This window comes from Pseudoxanthobacter soli DSM 19599 (assembly GCF_900148505.1).
GTDB classification, from domain to species: Bacteria; Pseudomonadota; Alphaproteobacteria; order Rhizobiales; family Segnochrobactraceae; genus Pseudoxanthobacter; species Pseudoxanthobacter soli.
Map to the genome: position 1 here is coordinate 114,296 of NZ_FRXO01000006.1, position 20,880 is coordinate 135,175.

At 67.9% G+C, this 20,880-nt stretch carries 15 protein-coding genes; 10 read left to right on the plus strand and 5 right to left on the minus strand.

The window, feature by feature from the left end:
• Window positions 1-130: 130 nt before the first annotated feature.
• From BUF17_RS15360 to BUF17_RS15370, 3 genes are all read left to right on the plus strand, one after another.
• Window positions 131-640, plus strand: a complete 510-nt coding sequence (locus BUF17_RS15360) for a ferritin-like domain-containing protein (protein WP_073630264.1) — start codon at window positions 131-133, stop codon at window positions 638-640.
• Between the two features lie 121 nt (window positions 641-761).
• Window positions 762-1,013 (plus strand): hypothetical protein, encoded by a 252-nt coding sequence (locus BUF17_RS15365; protein WP_073630266.1) that lies wholly within the window; start codon window positions 762-764, stop codon window positions 1,011-1,013.
• Between the two features lie 296 nt (window positions 1,014-1,309).
• Window positions 1,310-1,807 carry a YciE/YciF ferroxidase family protein gene (locus tag BUF17_RS15370; protein ID WP_073630268.1) on the plus strand — a complete coding sequence of 166 codons (498 nt, stop codon included), beginning with the start codon at window positions 1,310-1,312 and terminating at the stop codon, window positions 1,805-1,807.
• Window positions 1,808-2,126: 319 nt separating this feature from the next.
• On the opposite strand, the gene treY is transcribed toward BUF17_RS15370, so the two are convergent.
• The 4 genes from treY to BUF17_RS15390 form a co-directional block, all read right to left on the minus strand.
• Entirely contained in the window at window positions 2,127-4,748 is a 2,622-nt protein-coding gene (gene treY / locus BUF17_RS15375; protein ID WP_073630270.1) for a malto-oligosyltrehalose synthase, read from the minus strand.
• Window positions 4,745-6,505 carry a malto-oligosyltrehalose trehalohydrolase gene (gene treZ, locus BUF17_RS15380; RefSeq protein ID WP_073630272.1) on the minus strand — a complete coding sequence of 587 codons (1,761 nt, stop codon included), beginning with the start codon at window positions 6,503-6,505 and terminating at the stop codon, window positions 4,745-4,747. Before treZ ends, treY begins: the two co-directional genes overlap by 4 nt.
• Window positions 6,502-8,565 carry a glycogen debranching protein GlgX gene (gene glgX, locus BUF17_RS15385; RefSeq protein ID WP_073630274.1) on the minus strand — a complete coding sequence of 688 codons (2,064 nt, stop codon included), beginning with the start codon at window positions 8,563-8,565 and terminating at the stop codon, window positions 6,502-6,504. Before glgX ends, treZ begins: the two co-directional genes overlap by 4 nt.
• Before the next feature lie 237 nt (window positions 8,566-8,802).
• Window positions 8,803-9,522 carry a GntR family transcriptional regulator gene (locus BUF17_RS15390; RefSeq protein WP_244530921.1) on the minus strand — a complete coding sequence of 240 codons (720 nt, stop codon included), beginning with the start codon at window positions 9,520-9,522 and terminating at the stop codon, window positions 8,803-8,805.
• A 108-nt stretch (window positions 9,523-9,630) separates the two neighbouring features.
• Here BUF17_RS15390 and uxaC point away from each other — a divergent pair, with 108 nt between their 5' ends.
• The 5 genes from uxaC (at window position 9,631) to BUF17_RS15415 (ending at window position 15,261) form a co-directional block, all read left to right on the plus strand.
• A complete protein-coding gene (gene uxaC, locus BUF17_RS15395; RefSeq protein WP_073630278.1) occupies window positions 9,631-11,031 on the plus strand; it encodes a glucuronate isomerase in 1,401 nt (466 codons plus the stop codon).
• An 80-nt stretch (window positions 11,032-11,111) separates the two neighbouring features.
• Window positions 11,112-12,287 (plus strand): ABC transporter substrate-binding protein, encoded by a 1,176-nt coding sequence (locus BUF17_RS15400; protein ID WP_073630280.1) that lies wholly within the window; start codon window positions 11,112-11,114, stop codon window positions 12,285-12,287.
• A 113-nt stretch (window positions 12,288-12,400) separates the two neighbouring features.
• Window positions 12,401-13,504 (plus strand): ABC transporter ATP-binding protein, encoded by a 1,104-nt coding sequence (locus tag BUF17_RS15405; RefSeq protein WP_073630282.1) that lies wholly within the window; start codon window positions 12,401-12,403, stop codon window positions 13,502-13,504.
• Window positions 13,501-14,412, plus strand: coding sequence for an ABC transporter permease (locus tag BUF17_RS15410; RefSeq protein WP_073630284.1), 912 nt, complete (start codon window positions 13,501-13,503; stop codon window positions 14,410-14,412). Before BUF17_RS15405 ends, BUF17_RS15410 begins: the two co-directional genes overlap by 4 nt.
• 3 nt (window positions 14,413-14,415) lie before the next feature.
• Window positions 14,416-15,261, plus strand: coding sequence for an ABC transporter permease (locus BUF17_RS15415; protein ID WP_073630286.1), 846 nt, complete (start codon window positions 14,416-14,418; stop codon window positions 15,259-15,261).
• 87 nt (window positions 15,262-15,348) lie between these two features.
• On the opposite strand, the gene BUF17_RS15420 is transcribed toward BUF17_RS15415, so the two are convergent.
• Entirely contained in the window at window positions 15,349-15,567 is a 219-nt protein-coding gene (locus BUF17_RS15420; RefSeq protein WP_073630642.1) for a hypothetical protein, read from the minus strand.
• 244 nt (window positions 15,568-15,811) lie between these two features.
• On the opposite strand from BUF17_RS15420, the gene BUF17_RS15425 reads away from it, so the two are divergent.
• Both BUF17_RS15425 and BUF17_RS15430 read left to right on the plus strand, forming a co-directional pair.
• A complete protein-coding gene (locus tag BUF17_RS15425; protein ID WP_210215452.1) occupies window positions 15,812-16,177 on the plus strand; it encodes a response regulator in 366 nt (121 codons plus the stop codon).
• A gap of 56 nt (window positions 16,178-16,233) precedes the next feature.
• Window positions 16,234-20,745, plus strand: coding sequence for an ATP-binding protein (locus BUF17_RS15430; RefSeq protein WP_073630290.1), 4,512 nt, complete (start codon window positions 16,234-16,236; stop codon window positions 20,743-20,745).
• The last annotated feature ends 135 nt before the right edge of the window (window positions 20,746-20,880 follow it).

Genomic DNA, 20,880 nt, shown 5'->3' on the forward strand with positions numbered 1-20,880 from the left:
AAGCGCTCCAAAGGCGGCGCGAGACCGCAGCGTCGGAAATCAACGCTGCCGGAACGTGGCCCGCCCACCCGGGTTCAACCAGCACGGGGCGCATCGGCGCCCTTCGAGGGTTCGAACGAGGGAGACAGCAATGGCCGACATGACAAGCCGTGTGGATCAGTGGCTTCGCGACGCTCACGCCATGGAAGAGCAGGCGGAATCGCTTCTGAGCGGCCAGGCCGACCGGATCAAGACCTATCCGGCGCTGAAGGCGAGGATCGAGCAGCACCTTGAGGAGACCCGCACCCAGGCCAAGCGCCTCGAACGCTGCCTGGAGCGGCGCAACGCCTCGTCCTCCGGCCTGAAGGACTTCGCGGGCAAGTTCACCGCGACGATGCAGAATATGAGCGGCCTGTTCGCCGGCGACGAGGTCGTGAAGGGCGTGCTGGCGAGCTATTCGTTCGAGCACATGGAAATCGCTTCGTACCGCATTCTGAGCGCGGCCGCGCGCATCGAGGGCGACCTCGAGACGGCGGCGGTTTGCGAGGAGATCTGCCGCGAGGAAGAGGCGATGGCCAAGTGGCTGGAAGAGCACATGGGCGAGGTGGCGCAGGAGCATCTGCTGCGCGAGGAAGCCGATCTCGAGGTCGCCAAGCGATAAAGGAAACGGAAGGCGGGGCGGCGATCCGCCGTCTCCGCTCGGCCCTGCGGCGGTGCTCCCGCACCGCGTGGGCCGTGGGGCGCGGGAAGAGGCCCGCGCGGACGACAAAGGGAGGACGGCGATGGCCGATCAGGACAGTCCCGACAACAGCCGCGCGCGCGGCAAGGTCGCGGCGCCCGTCGTGCCGGCCCGCAAGAGCACGGCCGACACCGTGAGGAAGGACGCCGAGGGCCAGTTCGCCGACGTCGATTGCGGTGGCGACAACAGCGGCCTCTCGGCCGCGACGCCGCGGGTGACGAGCGACGGCGAGAATACCGGCGCCGACTGGGACGCCGAGAGGAACGAGGAATCGACGCCGGACAGGAAGACATAAGCCGGGCGAGCGCGGCTCCGCTGTCGGCGCATTGTTGTTGAGGGAAGGCGTCGTCGCGATCTTCCGCATCGACCGGACGGACCTTCCGTACCGATCAGGCGGCGCGTGTCATTTCCGTCCGCTTCCACGCTGAAGACGTGAAGAACCGCCGTCTTTCTGCGCTGACTTGATTCAAATTTCGATATTACCTGTCTCAGACATCTGGAATAACCAGCAAATATTGAAGAACCGGAACCAACTTTGCTTGCTTTCGTTCTTTGCTGGGGGCTTCATCAACACGACCACAGGAGACGAATATGGCTGGCAAGACACTCGAAAACCTGTTCCTGGACACCCTGAAGGATATCTATTACGCGGAGCGCAAGATCGTGAAGGCGCTGCCGAAGATGGCGCGCGGCGCGCAGTCGCCGGAACTCAAGGCCGCCTTCGAGCAGCACCGCGACGAGACCGAAGGCCAGATCGAACGCCTGCAGCAGGTGTTCGAGCTTCTCGGCAAGCGCGCGCAGGGCAAGACCTGCGCGGCCATCGAAGGCATCCTGGAGGAAGGCGAGGAGATCCTCGAGGAGTTCAAGGGCCAGCCGGCTCTCGACGCGGGTCTCGCCGCTGCGGCTCAGGCCGTCGAGCACTATGAAATCAGCCGCTACGGCACGCTGAGGCGCTGGGCGCAGGTGCTGGGCATGGACGAGGTGGTGAAGCTGCTCGATGCCACCCTGCAGGAGGAATCCAAGACCGACGAGACGCTGACCAAGCTCGCCGATCAGGTCGTCAACGAGAAGGCCCTGCAGGCGGCGTGATTACAGGGTGCCGGCCTGGAGCCAGTTCCGTTCAGGACAGTGTGCCTGAAAGGGAGGCCTCCAGCCGGCACCCGTTTTTTCAGGCAGGTGATGTCGCGCGCAAGCCGGCAGTCACACCGCCATTAGCTGTGCTGCCACGCACCCCACAGCGGGCGCATCGACCGTCCCGCTCTTTCCGATCTGAGGGAATTTTGCCGACGCCGCCGGGACCGTGAGACGCCCGGGCGGCGTGATGGCCGTTGGCTGAATGCCAGCGTCGACATCGCACCCCGGCGGACAGCCGGCCGGCGGATCAACGCCGCTCCGGCTTTCGTGATGGTCACGCTTTCCGCGCCACAACGAACGGGCGGGACCGAGACAGGATGAGGCGCCGGCCTTCGCGCTTGAGGGGGCGGCCGTCGAGGGCGATCCATTCTCCCTGCCACGGCTCGGAAAAAGCGGCCTCGACATCCGCGCTTGCCCCGCGGCCGAGTTCGGCAAACCGGGTCGGGACGATGACGCGGACGGTCTGGTCGTCCGCGGTGCGTTCGAAGGCGAACCACCGCCACCCATCCTCCTCGACATCGAGCGGCGCGTAGCCGCCGCGGACGAGGCACGGTGTTTCCCGACGCAGGCCGAGCAGGGAACGGGTGAGCGCGAACTTCTCCGCATCGGCCGGGTCGAGGCCCGCGCCGGCATCGTCGGCCGCCTCAAGCGCCGCCTTTCGCAGCCCCCAGTCCACCGGGCGGCGGTTGTCCGGGTCGACGAGGGAGAAATCGCGAAACTCCGTGCCCTGATAGATGTCGGGCGTGCCGGGCAGGGTGTGCTGCAGCACCACCTGCTGCAATCCGATCAGGCGGGCGGCAGGCGCGAGCGCCTCGATGAGATCGACGAGAGCGGCACGGAAGGGCTCGCCTTCCGGCGCGGTCGTCAGCGCTGCCGCGAATTCGCGGGCCGCCTGCTCGTAGGCCTCGTCCGGGGTTTCCCAGTTGGTGTGCCGCTTCGCCTCGCGCAGGGCCTTCTCCAGATAGGCGTCGATGCGCTCGCGGGACACCGGCCAGGTCGAAAGCAGCGTCTGCACGATCAGCAGCCGGTCGATCGCGTCGGGGCGGTCGACACCGTCCTGCCTGCGAGCGAGGCGGGCAAGCAGCGGCTCCTGCTCAGTCAGGAATGCAAGCCAGCGTTCAGGCACGAGACCGAGCGCATCGAGACGCGCGCGTGTGTCGGGGCCGCGCTTGGTGTCGTGAGTGGCGAGCGGAACGAGATCGCGGGCGCCACCTGCCGCGCGCCGGGCGGCCAGGTCGTGGAGCTCCTCGCGGGTTCGCGCGGGATGTTCGAGACTGCCGCCGACCTCGTTGACCGAGAGCAGGACGGGCACGCGATAGAGCTCGGTGTCTTCGAACCCCTTCGCCATCGCCGGCCCGCTCAATTGCTGGAAGCGGCTGCGGAATTCGCGGTCGCTCGCCGTCTCCGGCCGTTCGAGGCGACCGATGAGAAGCGCGACGGCGCTGGCCGTCAGCGGATCCTCGTTCGCCTCCACGGCCGAACGGATCGCCGTCCAGACCGCGACGTCGTCCTCGGTGAATCCCTCGTCCGTCGCATAGGAACGATAGACCGGGCAGTGCACGATCATCGCCACGACGGCCTGCCGGATCGCGGCTTCGGTCAGATCGCCGGCGGCCATGGCGTCGTCGAGACCATCGCGGGCGAGGCGGGCGAGGAGGTCGGCCTCGGCCCTGAGGCTCGTCTCCAGAACCTGCCGCTTGGCGGCGGCAAGACGGCTGGCGAGGGTGCCGGTCAGGATGTGCCGGCGCCGCAGATCGTCCTCGATCGCCCGGTAGGCCTCGGGGTCGACGAACAGGCCGTTGATGTCGTTGAGCCGCTCGTATCCGGTGGTGCCGTCGACGGTCCACGACCGCAGCCGTTCGCCCGGTTCGAGAATCTTCTCGACGAAGATCGGCACGCCCGCACCCACGGCCTCGCGCAGACGCTCGCAATAGCCGGCGGGGTCGACGAGGCCGTCGATATGGTCGACGCGCAGGCCGTGCACGAGGCCGCGGCGGATGAGATCGAGCGGCAGGCGGTGAACGAATTCGAACACCCCTTCGTCCTCGATCCGGACGCCGGCGAGTTCCGTGATGTTGAAGAACCGCCGGTAGTTCAGGCTGTGGGACGCCGTGCGCCACCACGCGAGGCGCCAGTGCTGGGCATCGAGCACGGCGGACAGATCCGCCTCCGCGAGAGCCGCTTCGAGAGCGGCGCGGCCGGCGTCATCAAGCCTGGACAGCCGGCGGCGCGCTTCCTCAGCCCGTCCGATACCGATGGCATCCGCCTCGGTCACCAGAGACCGGTAAGTCGCGGCGATGGCTCCGAGCGATGGCTCCCGCGCCGTGGCGGCGTCGAGGAGTTGGGCGACGCTGTCCGGACAGAGGGGAAAGGCGTGATCCCCATAGGCGACGGCGACGATGCGGCCCGCATCGGCATCCAGGCGTAGAGACAGCGCGCCCGTGTCCACCGCTTCCTGAAGCGGCGTCCCGAGCACGGGCAGCAGCAGGCGCCCCGATTCCCAGATGACGTCGAACAGCCGCGCCTTCGGCGATGCCGGCCCGAACTCCAGCATCTCCATCCAGTGCGGATTCCGGGTGGAAGCCGCCATGTGGTTGGGCACGATATCGATGATCAGGCCCATGCCGTGGCCGGCGAGCGCCCTGGAAAGGCGCTCCAGCCGATCCTCGCCGCCGAGTTCGGGATTGAGTCTGGTCGGGTCGGTCACGTCGTAGCCGTGGGTCGAGCCCGGCACCGCCATGGTGATGGGGGAGGCGTAGAGGTGGCTGATGCCGAGATCGGCAAGATAGGGCACCAGCGCCTCGGCATCGGCGAAGGTGAAGTCGCGGTGGAACTGGAACCGGTAGGTGGCGCGCAATGCGGGCGCGCCGTTGGACGTGACAGGGGCTTGCGTCATGCGGGCAGGCTCCAGAAGGCGGCCGCGAACGGGGAGAGATGGAGACGGTCGCCGGACAGCTCGAACGCCCCAAGGGTTTCGTCCGGCGCAGCAAGGGCCGGCACGGCGATTTCAGCCTCCGTGTCGGCGGTATTGAGGGCGAGAACGAGCGTGCCTCCCTCGTAGCGCCAGCGCGTCACGATGGCCGTGCCCTCGCACTCCCCTTCCGCGCCGAGGAACGTGCCGGCGGCAAGCGGCCAGATCAGCCGCGCGCGGGCCTGTGCCAGTCTTCGGAAAGACGCCAGCGCGCATCGCGCGCCGGGAGCCGCATAGTCGCCCTCGGTCAGGACCGCGGACCGGAACGTCTGCTCGTCGAGCGGATCGGGGAAATCGGCGTCCTCATGACCGATGAAGAAATCCGGAAACTCGGCCCGGCGGCCGGTTCGCACCGCATCGGCGAGATCGCCCCCGAAATCGCAGAAGAACGGGAACGGCTTCGGCAGCAGCGCCTCCTCGCCCTGGAACAGCAGCGGGATCGAGGGCGACAGCATCAGCACGAAACGCAGCAGCGCGAGCCGCTCGGGCGCGAGCGCACCGGCGAGCCGGTCGCCAAGCGCCCGGTTTCCGATGTGATCGTGGTTCTGGGCGAAGGCGACGAACGCTTCCGGCGGCAGACCGGCGCTCGGCGTGCCGCGCGGCTTGCCGCCCGCGTCGGGGTAGGGCTCTCCCTGGAACACGAAGCCTTCCGCGAGCGCCCGCGCCGCTGCCGCGCAGGCATCCCGCGCATAGGGTGCGTAGTAGCCGCTACCCTCGCCGCTCGCCAGCACATGGAAGGCGTGGTGCCAGTCGTCGTTCCATTGGGCGGTGAAGAGGCGCGCGTCCGGCTCGATCCACTCCGCGATGTTGTCGTGGTTTTCGAGCACGAGCCAGGCGTCGGGCCGCACGGCGCGGCAGGCGTGCGCGATCTCGCGCAGGAACGTGCCGGCGCCGTCGGTGGCGAAGGCATGGACCGCATCGAAGCGCAGCCCGTCGAAGCCGAAATCGGACAGCCAGTACGCCGCGTTCTCGACAAAGAACGCCCGGACAGTCCCGTTACCGAGGTCGATGGCCGGTCCCCACGGCGTAGAGATATCCGGCCGGAAGAACGACTTCGCGTACAGCGGCAAGAAGTTTCCGCTCGGCCCGAAATGGTTGTAGACCACATCGAGCATCACCGCGAGACCCCGCCCGTGGGCCGCGGCGACGAGCGCGCGCAGATCGTCCGGCGTGCCGTAGGCGCGGTCGGGCGCATAGATCAGCACCCCGTCATAGCCCCAGTTGTGCCGGCCGGGGAACTCGCCCACCGGCATCAGCTCGATCGCGGTGAAACCGGCATTGCGATAGTGATCGAGCCGGCCGATCAGCGCCCGGAAGGTGCCCTCCGGCGTCGCCGTCCCGACGTGAACCTCGGCGATCACCGCCTCGTGCCAGGGCCGGGACAGGCCCTTCGGAGGCGGCACAACGGCCGGGGCGAGCACGCTCCATCCGTCGGCATCCTCCGCCTGCATCCGCGAGGCCGGGTCGGGAACGGCCTGGCCGTCGATCACGAAGCGATAGCGCAGCCCGGGCACAGCGCCCGCCACGTCGGCCCTGAAGAAGCCGCCGCCCGCTTCGAGCATCGGCAGGATTCCGAGACCGTCGATCTCGAGGTCGACGGCACTCACGTCGGGAGCGAACAGGCGAAAGCGAACGCCGGATGCTGTCGGCTCCGGCCCGAAGCGGCATGGAGTCGGGATCATTCATGCCACTCCCACAGCACGAGGGTTCGCGCCGGCAGGGTGAAGGTGCTGCCGCCTTCGAGGCTTGTGCCTTCGAGGTCGTCGCCCGTGGCGAGGATCGCTTCCCAGTGACCGGACTCGACAGGCGGAGCGACGAACTCGACATCGACATGGGAGGCGTTGAACATGATCACGAGCGAAGGCTCGTCCTCCAGCACCGGTGCGAGCCGCAGCGTCAGGCACTTGGAGTGCGGGTTGTCCCAGTCCTCCTCGCGCATGCGCTCGCCGCTGGTGTTGAACCAGGCGACATCCGGCTGGCCGCGGTCGTTGCGGGTGCCGGTCAGGAATTCCGGCCGGGACAGCGAGGAATATTTCTTCCGGATCGCCGCCAGCCGGGCGACGAATTCCGGGAGTTCCGGATCGTCGTTCGACCAGTCGACCCAGCCGATCTCGTTGTCCTGGCAATAGGCATTGTTGTTGCCGCCCTGGGAGTTCGAGCGCTCGTCGCCGGCGAGCAGCATCGGCACGCCCTGGGACAGGAAAAGGGTGGCGATCAGGTTGCGCTTCTGGCGCTTGCGCAGGGCGTTGATGCCGGGATCGTCGGTCTCGCCCTCGGTGCCGCAGTTCCAGCTCTTGTTGTCGTCGTGGCCGTCGCGATTGTCCTCGCCGTTGGCCTCGTTGTGCTTGTCGTTGTAGGTGACGAGATCGTGGAGCGTGAAACCGTCGTGGGCGGTGATGAAGTTGACGCTGGACCACGGCCGCCGGCGCCCTTCGGAGAAGATGTCCTGGGACGCGGCGAAACGGGTGGCGAAGCTCGGCAGCAGGCCTTCCGAACCGCACCAGAACTCGCGCACCTTGTCGCGATAGTCGCCGTTCCACTCGGAGAAGCCGGGCGGGAACGCGCCGAGCTGGTAGCCGCCGGGACCGACGTCCCAGGGTTCGGCGATCAGCTTCAGGCCGCCGAGGGTCGGGTCCTGCAGAATGGCGTTGAAGAACGCATGGCCGGAATCGAACCCGGTCGGCCGCCGGCCGAGCGTCGTGGCGAGGTCGAAGCGGAAGCCGTCGATGCCGTAGACCGTCGCCCACATCCGCAGCGAGTCCATGACCATCTGCAGCACCCGCGGATGATCGGTGTTCACCGCGTTGCCGCAGCCCGTCATGTCGTCGTAGTAGCGGCCGTTGCCGGGCAGCAGCCGGTAGTACGAGGCGTTGTCGATGCCCTTGAACGACAGCGTGGGGCCGAGGTGATTGCCCTCGCAGGTGTGGTTGTAAACCACGTCGAGAATGATCTCTATGCCGGCCTGGTGCAGCCGGTCGACCGCCTCGCCGATGGAATCGAGCCCGTCCTCGCCGAGATAGCGCGGCTCCGGCGCGAAGAACGACAGCGTGTTGTAGCCCCAGTAGTTGGAGAGCCCGCGGTCGAGCAGATACTGGTCCTGGGCGAAGGCGTGAATCGGCAGGAGTTCGAGCGCGGTCACCCCGAGGCCCGACAGGTAGTCGATGAATTCCGGCTGGGAGAGGGCGGTGAAGGTGCCGCGGATCGCTTCCGGCACCATCGGATGACGCATGGTCAGGCCACGGACATGACCCTCGTAGATCACCATCTTCGGCCAGGGGATGCGGGGATGCTGGCTCGATGAATAGGGTATGCCGGCCACCACGCGCGCCTTGGGCATGAACGGGGCGCTGTCGCGGTCGTCCATGATGAGATCGGCATCGTCGCCGGCGCCGATCCGGTAGCCGTAGAGCGCATCGTTCCACTGAATGCCGCCGACGAGCATCCGCGCATAGGGGTCGAGCAAGAGCTTGTTCGGGTTGAAGCGATGCCCGGCATCCGGCGCCCAGGGGCCGTGCACCCGCCAGCCGTAGGTCTGGCCGCGCCCGACGCCCGGCAGGTAGATGTGCCAGACGCCATTGGTGCATTCGTGCAGGTCGATGCGCTCGAGCTCGGTCTCGCCGTTGCGATCGAACAGGCAGAGCGTCACGCCCGTGGCATTGTCGGAGAAAAGCGCGAAGTTCGTTCCCTTGCTGTCGACGGTGACACCGAGCGGGAATGCCGAGCCGGGGAGCACTTGTCTCATGTGGCGGGAGCTCTCTGAGGGGAAGGACCCCCTAACAACCGCGTGACGGGACAGGCGTTCCAACCATGGCCGGAAAGGAAATGCCGCGTCGGACGGGCGTCACGATCCGGCCATTCCAGGACTTATGCGCGCCCGCCCGCGAATGGACGCCGTTCCACGGGCCGGGAAGGCCACTCCGCGAACCCGTTGACCGGCTTGCGGGATCCGGGGTGAGGAGGGCGGACGATTGCGCCCGCGTCAGACGAAATAGTCCGGAGAGCGGCCCCGCAATTTTTCGATGTCCGGGATGACGGCCGAGACGTGGCCGTCCATGGCGGCCTTCGCCCCCTCTGCATCGCCCGCGGCGATGCAGTCGCGGATCACGGCGTGCTCCGCGAGCACCTGCTCCATCCGCCCGAGGATCGGCAGGGTGAGGCGGCGGGCCCGGTCGACCTGCGCCTTCACCTGGGTCAGCAGCGTCCAGATGCCGGGATGGCCGGCGAGGTCGGCCACCGCCGCGTGGAAGGCCTCGTCGGCCTCGTGGAATGCGTCGACGTCGTGGAGCAGGGCGGCGACCTTCTGGCGGCCAATCGCCATGTCGATCGCCGTCATCCGGTTCGGAGCGGCGGCGCGGGTCGCCTTCTCCACGGTGATGCCTTCCAGCGCCTTGCGGATCAGCACCGCCTCGGGAATCGCGGAGACCGGGATGCGGGACACGAACGTGCCCGATTGCGGGAACACGTCGACGAGCCCGAGTTCCGCCAGCCTGATCAAGGCCTCGCGCACCGGCGTGCGGCTGACCTGGAAGCGGGCGATCAGCGCCTTGTCCTGGAGCGGCGTTCCCGGCGGGAGCCGCAGGGCGATGATTTCCGCCCGTAGCACCTCGAAAACCTGCGTCGCGGAGGTGATCCGGCGCGCCGGAGAGGGCCGGAGAAGCGTGTCCGCGGCGGTTGCATCAGGAAGGGAGGACACGCTCATTTTGCCCATGGACCGGATCGAACGAATTGACATGCTAATATATTAGTTGTTAGGGATCGCCAAGGCCGCACAAAAACGACAAGGCCGGCAAGCCAAAGGGGAGGACCGATGGCGCTCAATCCGGACCGGCTGCTGCCGATCGAGGCCGAGGCACGCGCCGTTGCGCGGCGCCTGTTCGCCGAGGTCGAGAGGCTGCCCATCGTTTCTCCGCACGGCCATACCGAGCCCGAGTGGTATGCGCGGAACCCGGCTTTTCCGGATCCGGCGGCGCTGTTCGTCATTCCCGATCACTACATCTTCCGCATGCTCTACTCTCAGGGCGTTCCGCTCGAGGCGCTCGGCGTGCCGCGCGTCGATGGCGGCCCGGTCGAGACCGACGGACGGCGAATCTGGCAGCTGTTCGCCGCGCATTATCGACTGTTTCGCGGCACGCCGTCTCGTCTCTGGTTCGAGCACGCGCTGGAAACCGTGTTCGGCATCGAGGAACGGCTCTCGCCGGAAAATGCCGACCGCCTCTACGACCGCATCGCCGGGGCACTCGGCGACGAGGCGATGCGGCCGCGCGCCCTCTACGATCGTTTCGGCATCGAGGCGATCGCCACGACGGACGGCGCGCTCGACGATCTCGCCCATCACGACGCGATCCGCGCGTCGGGCTGGCATGGCCGGGTGGTGCCGACCTATCGGCCAGACGCCGTGGTCGATCCCGACCGGCCGGGCTTCGCGGCGGCGCTCGACCGACTGTTCGACCTGACCGGCGAGGCGGAAACGTGGGAGGGCTATCTCGCCGCCCATCGCACGCGCCGGGCCTATTTCAAGGCGCGCGGCGCGACCGCGACGGACCACGGCCATCCCACGGCCCTGACCGCCGACCTCGCAACACCGGACGCCGCCGCCCTGTTCGACACCGTGCGGGCGGGCACGGCCGATGCCGCCGCCCGCGAACTGTTCCGCGCCCAGATGCTGACCGAGATGGCGCGCATGAGCCGGGACGACGGGCTGGTGATGCAGATCCACCCCGGTTCGGTGCGCAATCACAATGCCCTGCTGTTCCAGCGGTTCGGCTTCGACAAGGGCGCCGATATCCCCTCGCGCACCGACTATGTCCACGCTCTGCGGCCGCTGCTTTCCGTCGTCGGCAACGACCCGTCGGTCACGGTGATCGTGTTCACCCTCGACGAGGCCGCCTATTCGCGCGAACTCGCCCCGCTCGCCGGCCACTATCCGGCGCTGCGGCTCGGGCCGCCGTGGTGGTTCTTCGACAGTGCCGAGGGGATGCGCCGCTTCCGCGAGGCCACGTCCGAGACCGCCGGCATCTACAACACCGTCGGCTTCAACGACGACACCCGCGCGTTTCTCTCGATTCCCGCCCGGCACGACGTCGCCCGGCGGGTGGATTGCGCCTGGCTCGCCCGCCTCGTCTCGGACGGCCGGCTCGACGAGGACGAGGCGCACGACATGGCGACGGACCTCGCCTACCGGCTCGCGAGGGATGCGTATCGGCTTTGAACAATGCTGCCGGGACGAAAACGCACCGGCAGAAATCCAGGCGCCAGCAAAAGGCGCCGGCAAAGGGGAGAAAACCGACCATGCACATGAACCGCAGACGCTTCCTGGCGACCACGGCGGCGCTCACCAGCGTTCCCTTGTTCGGCGGCAAGGCCTTCGCCGCCCTCAAGGCGCCGTCGACCCCCGTCACGCTCACCGTGGCTGATGTCGCCGGCAACCTGGCGCTCACCCAGGCCGCACTCCAGCTCTATGCCGATTCCAAGCCGGAATGGGTCAGCCGCATCGCCTTCACCAAGGCGCCGGCGCCGGAACTGCCGTCCAAGCTCAAGGCCCAGCAGGCTGCCGGGCGCGTCGACATCGACCTGGTGCTGACGGGGACAGATGCGCTTTCCGCCGGCCTCGCCCAGAACATCTGGACCGATCTCGCGCCCTACAAGGCGGACCTTCCCGACCTGCAGGCGATCCTGATCCCGCAGGCCTTCAAGATGCAGGCGATCGCCGACGACCATGGCGTCGTCGTCTCCTACTACCCGTCCGGCCCGCTGATCGAATACATGCCGGACCGGGTTCCCACCCCGCCCAAGACCGCCGAGGAACTGCTGGAGTGGACCCGGCAGCACAAGAACAAGTTCCTCTATGCGCGCCCCGCCAATTCCGGACCGGGACGCACCTTCCTGATGGGCCTGCCCTACATCCTCAAGGATTCCGATCCGAAGGATCCCGAGAAGGGCTGGGACAAGACGTGGGCCTATCTGGAAGAGCTCGGCCAGAACATCGAATACTACCCCTCCGGCACCACCCAGACGATGCGAGAGCTCGGCGAGGGCACCCGCGACATCGTGGCGTCCACCACCGGCTGGGACATCAATCCCCGCGTGCTCGGCACCGTGCCGGCGGAGGCCCAGGTGGGCACCCTCGCCGGCTTCCACTGGGTGACCGACGCCCACTACATGGTCGTGCCGAAGGGTGTTTCCGAGGAGAAGCTCGCCGTTCTCCTCGACCTGATGAACTTCATGCTGACGCCGAAGGCGCAGGCCTATGCCTACGACGAGGGGTATTTCTATCCCGGCCCGGCGGTGAAGGACGTGCCGCTCTCGATGGCGCCGGAGGCGAGCCAGCAGGCGATCAAGGAGTTCGGCCGTCCCGAATACGACAAGTGGATCGCCGACGCCCCGCTGGAGGTGCCGCTCGACGCCGACAAGATCGTCGCCGCGTTCCGCATCTGGGACGAGCGGATCGGCGCCAAGAAGACCTGAGCCGGAACGGACCTGATCCGGACTGGACCTGCGGCGGCCGGGCTCTCGCCCCGGCCGCTCTTCCCGCCGCCGGCACGCCGCCGGCGCCCCTTGCCTTCGGGAGCAAGCACGCGATGAACGCCCACACCATCTTCGCCGGCGCGGCCGGCCGTGCCGCGGCGCCTTCCGCCGGCGGCGGCCGCCTCGAACTCATCGACCTGCAACGGGCGTTCGGCACCTACCGCGCGCTCGACGGGATCAACCTGACGGTGGAGCGCGGGGAGTTCATCGCGCTGCTCGGTCCCTCCGGATGCGGCAAGTCGACGGCGCTCAACTGCATCGCCGGCCTCATCCCGCTCACCGGCGGCGAGATCCGCGTCGACGGCCGCGCGATCCATGAACTCCAGCCCGAGCAGCGCGGGTTCGGGATGGTGTTCCAGTCCTACGCGCTGTTCCCGCACATGACGATCCGCAAGAATGTCGGCTTCGGCCTTGCGATGCAGGGCGTTCCCCGTGCCGAAGCCGAGCAGCGGGTGGATGCGGCGCTCGACCTCGTGCGGCTGAAATCCCAGGCCGACAAGCTGCCCGGCCAGCTTTCCGGCGGCCAGCAGCAGCGCGTGGCGATCGCTCGCGCCATCGTGATCCGCCCGCCGCTGGTGCTGATGGACGAGCCGCTCTCCAACCTCGACGCCAAGCTTCGGCTCGAGATGCGCGCAGAGATTCGGGCGATCCACGACGCCATCGGCTCCACCACGATCTATGTCACCCACGATCAGGACGAGGCCCTGTCGCTCGCCGACCGGATCGTGGTGATGTCGCACGGCGTGATCCGCCAGGTCGGCACGCCGGAAGATCTCTACGAGCGGCCGGCGAGCGCCGATGTCGCCGACTTCATGGGCTTCCGCACCCGCGTTTCCGGCCGGATCGTCGACGGCGCCGGCACCGTGGAAATCGCCGGCGGACGCCTCGTGCTGCCCGCGGCCATGGCCCATGCGCCGGGCTCCGCCGTCTCCGTCGCGGTGCGTCCGGAAGACCTCGTCGCGGCGCGCGCCGACGGCGGCATCCAGGCGGTCGTGCGCTCCATCGAATATCGCGGGCGCGCCTGGTTCGGCGCGGCGACGCTGACCGACGACACGACCGCCTATTTCCGCGCCGAAACCGCTCTGCCGGCCGGCGAGGCGGTGTCCCTGCGTTTCGATCCGGCGCGCACCCTCGTCTTCGCGGAGGCACGGACATGAGCGACGCGGTGCTCGGAGCCGGCTACCGGCAGGCGCGACCGTCGCTGCGCACCCGGCTCGCGGCCCGCGGGTTCGACGGCACCACGCTGCTGGTGCTGCCGGGGCTTCTCGCGGTGCTCGCGCTGTTCATCTATCCGTTCGCCTACGGCGTGGTGGACTCGATCACGCCCGCCACCGGGCCGTGGTTCGAGAACTACCGGCGTTTCTTCTCCGATCCGTTCCTCTACGACACCATCGGCGCCACGCTCTGGCTCGCGCTGCCGGTGACGGTGATCAACCTCGCGCTCGCCGTGCCGATCGCGTTCCGCGTCCGGCTGATGCGGCGGCAGCGGCTGCTGACGATCATCCTGGTGCTGCCGATCACCCTCGGCACGGTGCTGGTGGCGGAGGGCCTGCTCAACTTCCTCGGCCCGCAGGGCTGGTTCAACCGGACGCTGCTCACGATCGGCCTGCTCGACGCACCGATCCGGCTCACCAACAACTATTGGGGCGTGTTCGCCTCGCTGCTGATCACGGGCTTTCCGTTCGCGTTCCTGCTGACGCTATCCTACGTGTCCGGCATCGACCCGGCGATCGAGCACGCCGCGGCGACGCTCGGCGCCAACGCGCGGCGCCGGTTCACGCGCATCTTCCTGCCGCTTCTGGTTCCCGGGCTCGCGGTCACGTTCTGCCTTGCCTTCGTGCAGGCGTTCGCGGTGTTCCCCTCGGCCGTGCTGCTCGGCGCGCCGGCGGGACCGACGCGCGTCATCTCGATCGCCGCCTATACGGCGGCCTTCGAGGAATACAACCACTCGCTCGGCTCGGCGATCGCCATCATCATGGGCGTCGTCCAGTTCGCCGTCATTCTCCTTGTGCTCGGGTTGCGCGGCCTGTTCTACCGCGGTCCGGCCGGCGGCACGAAAGGCTGACCCATGATCCGCGACCGTGGCATCGGATCGAAGCTGTGGCGCACGGCGGTGTGGGCCGTGGCGGTGCTGTTCATCCTCAACCTCGCCGGGGTGATCGCCACCGTCGTGGTGAACTCGCTGGCGACCCGCTGGCTCGGCACATGGCTGCCGGCGGGCTTCACGACGCGCTGGTATTTCGCCGCGTGGCGGGAGTTCCAGCTGACCGACGTCCTCGTCGTCACCTTCGAGATCGTGTTTCTCGTCACGCTGCTGTCGGGCCTGATCGGCATTACCACGGCCTATGCGCTGGCGAGGCGCGACTTTCCCGGCAAGCGGCTGGTCACGCTCGTGTTCCTGCTGCCGATGCTGGTGCCGCCGCTGACTTACGGCATCCCGCTCGCCACGCTGCTCTATCAGATCGGGCTCGGGGGGAGCTTCTGGGGCGTGGTGATCATCAACCTGGTGCCGTCGATCCCGTTCGTGGTGCTGGTGATGGTGCCCTTCATCGAGCAGATCGACCCGCGCGTCGAAGCCGCCGCCCGGGTGTTCGGCGCGGGCACCGGAAGCCTGTTCGTCCGCATTCTGCTGCCGCTGCTGCTGCCGGGAATGCTCGCGGCCCTGCTGCTGGTGCTGGTGCGCACCATCGCGATGTTCGAGCTGACCTTCCTCGTCGCCGGGCCGACGAGCCAGACGCTGGTGGTGTCGCTCTATTACGCGGTGTTCGCCTCGGGCGTGCGCGCATCGCAATCGATCGACGCCATGGCCGTGGTCTATATGGTGACGACGCTGTTCTGGCTGGTGCTGGCGCTGCGCTTCGTCAACCCGACCCAGATCGTCTCGCGGGCGAAGCAGTCGCAGCCCGCGCATTGACGGGACGGACGCGCCGGAAGACCGGCGGGCCGGCATGAATGCGGGCGGCGTTGCCGCCCGCATCGGCTGTCGCAGAACGGTGGGCGCCTACTCGTCGTCGAGGCGGTTCGCCGCATGATCCTGAAGCTGATCGGTCTGCACGGCCTTGGAATCGAGCCCCCGGCCGTCGGAATGACGCTTCTTGTCGCGATTGGACAGTGCCATGTTCTGAGGAACGAGATCGTCCTCCACGTCGGTCAAGGCTCCGCTTCCCGCACCCTTCCCGGTGCTGCCGGCGCCGATATGCTTCTTGCTCGCGTTCGCCATCATCTCCTCCTCAGGCCGGGCGCGTCCCGCCTTTCCCTCCTCGCACGTTTGCGGCCAGTCGCTCGTTTCCGCGGACCGGAGCGGAACCAGTTCCACGATGTCGCGTTTAGCCGGGTCCGCTGGAGCCGTGGGGGCCGGCTGGACCTCTGAGGGACCGTCGAAGCCGGGGTGGTTGGCCCGGATGTCCAAGAAACTGCAAGAAACTGAATGAGCCGCACGGGCACACGCTAAACCGGAGATGAAGATGGGGCTGGAGGGGGTGCGGGTCCTTCTCGTCGAAGACGAAAGCCTGATCGCGATGTCGGTCGAGGACATGCTCTACGACCTCGGATGCACGCTCGCGGCGACCGCCGCCAGCGTCGACGAGGCGATGGAGAAGGTGGTCGAAGGTGGCTTCGACTTCGCGCTTCTCGACATCAATCTGCGCGGCAGGGAGGTTTTTCCCGTCGCCGATCTTCTCGCCGAGCGCGGCGTTCCGTTTGCCTTCGCCAGCGGATATGGCGCCGCTGGATTGCCGCCGGAATTCCGTGACCGGGCGGTCGTGTCCAAACCATTCAAGATGAACGACCTCTCGGTCGCGCTTTCAGCCGCGCTCGACAGGAAAGCCTGACCCCCCGCCCGCAGACCCCGCCGCTTCACAGAAGCGTGGCAGCCAGACGGACGACCATGAGCGAATCCAGGCTTTCGGAGACGGACCATCCCGCCGTACCCCGTTTCCTCGCCGGTGGCGGCGAGATGGGCGCCCTGATCCGGGACTACGACTGGGCCAACGGCCCGCTCGGCAATCCCGAGTTCTGGCCGCAAAGCCTCAGGACGGCTGTCCGCATCATGCTGACGTCGCGTCAGCCGATCTGGATCGGCTGGGGCGAGGAGCTGATCTATCTCTACAACGACGCCTACAAGTCCATCATCGGCGGCAAGCATCCCTGGGCGCTCGGAAAGCCGACCGCAGAGGTGTGGCGCGAGATCTGGCCGGACATCGGGCCGATGCTCAACACGGCCATGGGCGGAATAGAAGGCACCTATGTCGAGGAGCAGCTCCTGATCATGGAGCGCCATGGCTATGCCGAGGAAACCTACTACACCTTTTCCTATAGCCCGATACCGGACGACGACGGCGACCCGGGCGGCATCATCTGCGCCAACACCGACGATACCCAGCGCGTCATCGGCGAGCGCCAGCTGAAGCTCCTCAGCGAGCTCGCGGCTCATACCGCGGATGTCCGCTCCTGGCGCGAAACATGCCAGCGCAGCGCGACGGCGCTTGCGACCGACCCCTACGACCTGACCTTCTCGCTGCTCTACATGATGTCGCCGAACGAGGACGCCGCCGTCCTCGCCGCCAGCCACGGCGTTCCAGCGGGACATCCGGCCGCACCGGCCACGCTTCCGGCAGACGGCACGTCGCCTTGGCCGATCGCGGAGGTGCTGCGGACGCACGAGCCGGTGGTGGTCGCGGACATCGCAGGGCTCTTCGGCGGGGCGGCGCCGACCGGCGCTTGGGAGAGGGCGACGACAGTGGCGGCCGTGCTGCCGGTGCCCCAGTCCGGCGAGACCGGACGCGCGGGCATCCTTGTCGTCGGCCTCAATCCCTACCGGCTGTTCGACGAGGCATACCGAGGTTTCCTCGGCCTTGCAGCAGGCCAGATCGGGGCCGCCGTCGCGAACGCCGACGCCTACGAGGAAGAGAGGCGGCGGGCCGAGGCGCTGGCCGAGCTGGACCGTGCCAAGACGGCGTTCTTCTCCAATGTCAGCCACGAATTCCGCACGCCGCTGACGCTGATGCTCGGTCCGCTGGAAGAGCTTCTCTCGGTCGACGGATCGGTGGAGGACATGCGGACGCAGGCGGAGCTGGCGCACCGCAACGGCACGCGCCTGCTCCGGCTCGTCAACAGCCTGCTCGATTTCTCGCGGATCGAGGCGGGTCGCATCCGGGCGACCTATGTCCCGACCGACCTCGCGAGATTCAGCGCCGAAATCGCCTCCAGCTTCCGCTCGGCCATCGAGCGGGCCGGGATGAAACTCGACCTGAAGTGCGCGCCGCTCCCCGAGGCTGTGTATGTCGACCGCGAGATGTGGGAGAAGGTTCTCCTCAATCTCCTCTCGAACGCCTTCAAGTTCACTCTCGATGGCGAGATCAGCGTCAGCGTCGCGCCGTCCGACGACCGGCGGTGGGCCACGATCGAGGTCCGCGACACCGGGATCGGCATCGCGGAACACGAGATCCCGAAGCTGTTCGAGCGGTTCCACCGCATCGAGGGCGTGCAGGGCCGCAGCTACGAGGGAAGCGGCATCGGCCTCGCCCTCGTTCACGAGTTGGTCAAGCTCCACGGCGGTCGGATCGCGGTGGAAAGCACGCCGGGCGTCGGCACCGCCTTCACCGTCGCCCTGCCGTTCGGTCGCGAGCACCTGTCGCCCGAGCACGTCAGGGCGGGGCTTTCCGAGGAGGCCGACGTCGTCCGCGCGCACGAATTCGTCGAGGAGGCGCTGCGCTGGCTGCCCGACGGTGGGCCGGGGCTCCAGGTCGATGGAGATCTGTCGGTCTCCGGGCTCGGAGCCATCGCCGCGCAAGCCCCCGCCGCACAGCCGGCCGGCAAGCGCGTGCTGCTCGCCGACGACAATGCCGACATGCGGGGCTATGTCAGTCGCCTGCTGCAGTCACAGGGCTATCTCGTCGATATGGCCGGAGACGGCGAGGCTGCATTTTCGGCCGCCCGCGCCCGCAAGCCGGATCTCGTCCTGACCGACGTCATGATGCCCCGGCTCGACGGCTTCGGGCTTCTGAAGCGCATCCGCAGCGATCCGTCGCTGGCGGAGGTCCCCATCCTGATGCTCTCCGCCCGGGCGGGGGAGGAGGCGAAGGTCGAGGGGCTGGAGGCCGGCGCCGACGACTACCTCATCAAGCCGTTCGCGGCGCGCGAGCTTCTGGCGCGGGTTCATTCCAACATCCAGATGGCGGAAGTCCGCCGGGAGGCCAATCGCGCCGTCTTCCGCAGCGAGCAGCGCTACCTGATGACCCAGGACCGGCTCTCGCTCGCCCTGTCGACGGGGCGCGTCGCGGTGTTCGAATGGGACGTGGACAGCGACCGGATCGCGTTCCAGGGACCGCTGGTGGAGGTGTTCGGCGTGGCCGCACCGGAAGCGGAGATCGGTCTTCCGCGCGGGGAGTTCCTGCATGCCCTCGACCCGAGGGACAAGGACCGCGTGCTGGCGCGGCTCGACCGGTCGGTCGAAACCGGGGAGCCCTACGAGGCGGAATATCGCGTCCATGGTTCCGGTGAGGAACGCATCGTCATCGCGCGCGGTCGCGTCGAGAGCGACGACAAGGGCCACAAGAGGATGGTCGGCATCGTCATCGACGTCACCGAAGAGAAGGCGGCGAGCGTGGCGCTGATGGAACAGACGCGGGCGCTGCAGATCCTCGTTCGCGCAGCCGCCGCCATCTCCGGCGACCTCGATCAGAACCGGCTCGTTCAGACCATCGCGGACGCCGCGGTTGAGATCACCGGCGCTGAATGCGGGGCCTTCTTCTACAACCTCGCCGATGCGGAGGGCAGTCGCTACCGGCTTTCCGCGCTGTCGGGGGCCTCGGCGGAGGTGTTCGCCAGCTTTCCGATGCCGAGCGATACCCATCTGTTCGCGCAGGCATTCGGCGGGGCCGCGGCCGTGCGCTCGCCGGACATCACCACGGATCCGGACTTCAGCCGCCTGGCGCAATACCAGGATCTGCTGCAAGGCAGCCCGCGCATCCGCAGCTATCTGGCCGTACCGGTCAGGTCGCGCACGGGCGAGGTGCTCGGCGGGCTGTTCTTCGGGCACTCCGATGCGGGCGTGTTCGACGATGTCGCCGAGGATCGCGTCCTCGGCCTCGCCAGCCAGGCGGCCATCGCGCTCGACAACGCGCAGCTGTTCCAGGCCGCGGACCACGAGCTGCGCCAGCGGCGGCGCGCGGAGGCGGAACTGCAGGTGCTGAACGCGCATCTCGAGGACCGCGTGGCGCAGGAAGTCGCCAAGCGCGCCATCGCCGAGGACGCCTTGCGGCAGGCGCAGAAGATGGAGGCCGTCGGCCAGCTGACCGGCGGCGTCGCGCACGACTTCAACAACCTGCTCACGGTCATCATCGGCGGGCTCGACACCATCAAGCGCAGCCGTCCCGGTGACGATGCCCGCGTCGCCCGGGCCGCCGACATGGCCCTGCAGGGCGCACAACGGGCGGCGAACCTGACGGGACGGCTTCTGGCGTTTTCGAGGCGCCAGCCGCTGGAGCCGCGGCCCCTGGATCTCAACCTGCTGGTTCGGGAAATGACGGAGCTGCTGCACCGGACGCTGGGCGAGCCGATCGAGCTGGAGGGCGTGCTGTCGCCACGGCTCTGGACCGTCGAGGCCGACCAGAACCAGCTCGAAAACGCCGTCCTCAACCTCGCGGTCAACGCCAGGGATGCCATGCCGGAGGGCGGCCGGCTGACGATCGAGACGGCGAACACCGCGCTCGACGAAGGCTATACCGCCGTCGATACCGAGGTCATCCCGGGCCAGTACGTCATGCTGGCGGTCAGCGACACCGGCATGGGCATGTCGCGGGAGACGCTCGGGCGGGTGTTCGAGCCGTTCTTCACCACCAAGGAGACGGGCCGGGGAACCGGCCTTGGTCTCAGCATGGTCTACGGCTTCGTGAAGCAGTCCGGAGGGCACGTCACGGTCTACAGCGAGGAAGGCCAGGGCACGACGGTGAAGCTCTACTTCCCGCGCTACATGGGCAAGGCCGACGTCCGCGCCGGTGCGCCGGAACCCGCAGTTCCGGCAAGCAGCGCCGGCGAGGTCATCCTCGTCGTCGAGGACAATGACGACGTCAGGGCTTACAGCACGATGGTGCTGTCCGAACTCGGCTATGCGGTGATCGAGGCGCCGGACGCCGACGCGGCGCTGGACATCCTGAAGTCGGATCGGAAGATCGATCTCCTGTTCACGGACGTGGTGCTGCCGGGCAAGACCGGACGGGTCCTCGCCGATGCCGCCGTGGGCCTGCGGCCGGGCCTGAAGGTACTGTTCACCACCGGATACTCGCGCAACGCCATCGTCCATCAGGGCCGGCTCGACGCGGGCGTGCACCTGATCTCCAAGCCCTTCACGTTCGAACAGCTTGCGATGCGCGTCCGGGATATCCTCGACCGCGGCTAGAGCATATCCCGTTCAGATCGGAAGACGCTCCAAAGAGCGCGCGATCGTGAAGGCTGAGCGGCACGGGAGAGGTTCACGGCCGCGCCCGGGGCAAACTAGACTATGGCCGTGATTGATGCGCCGTCTCGGAGACCG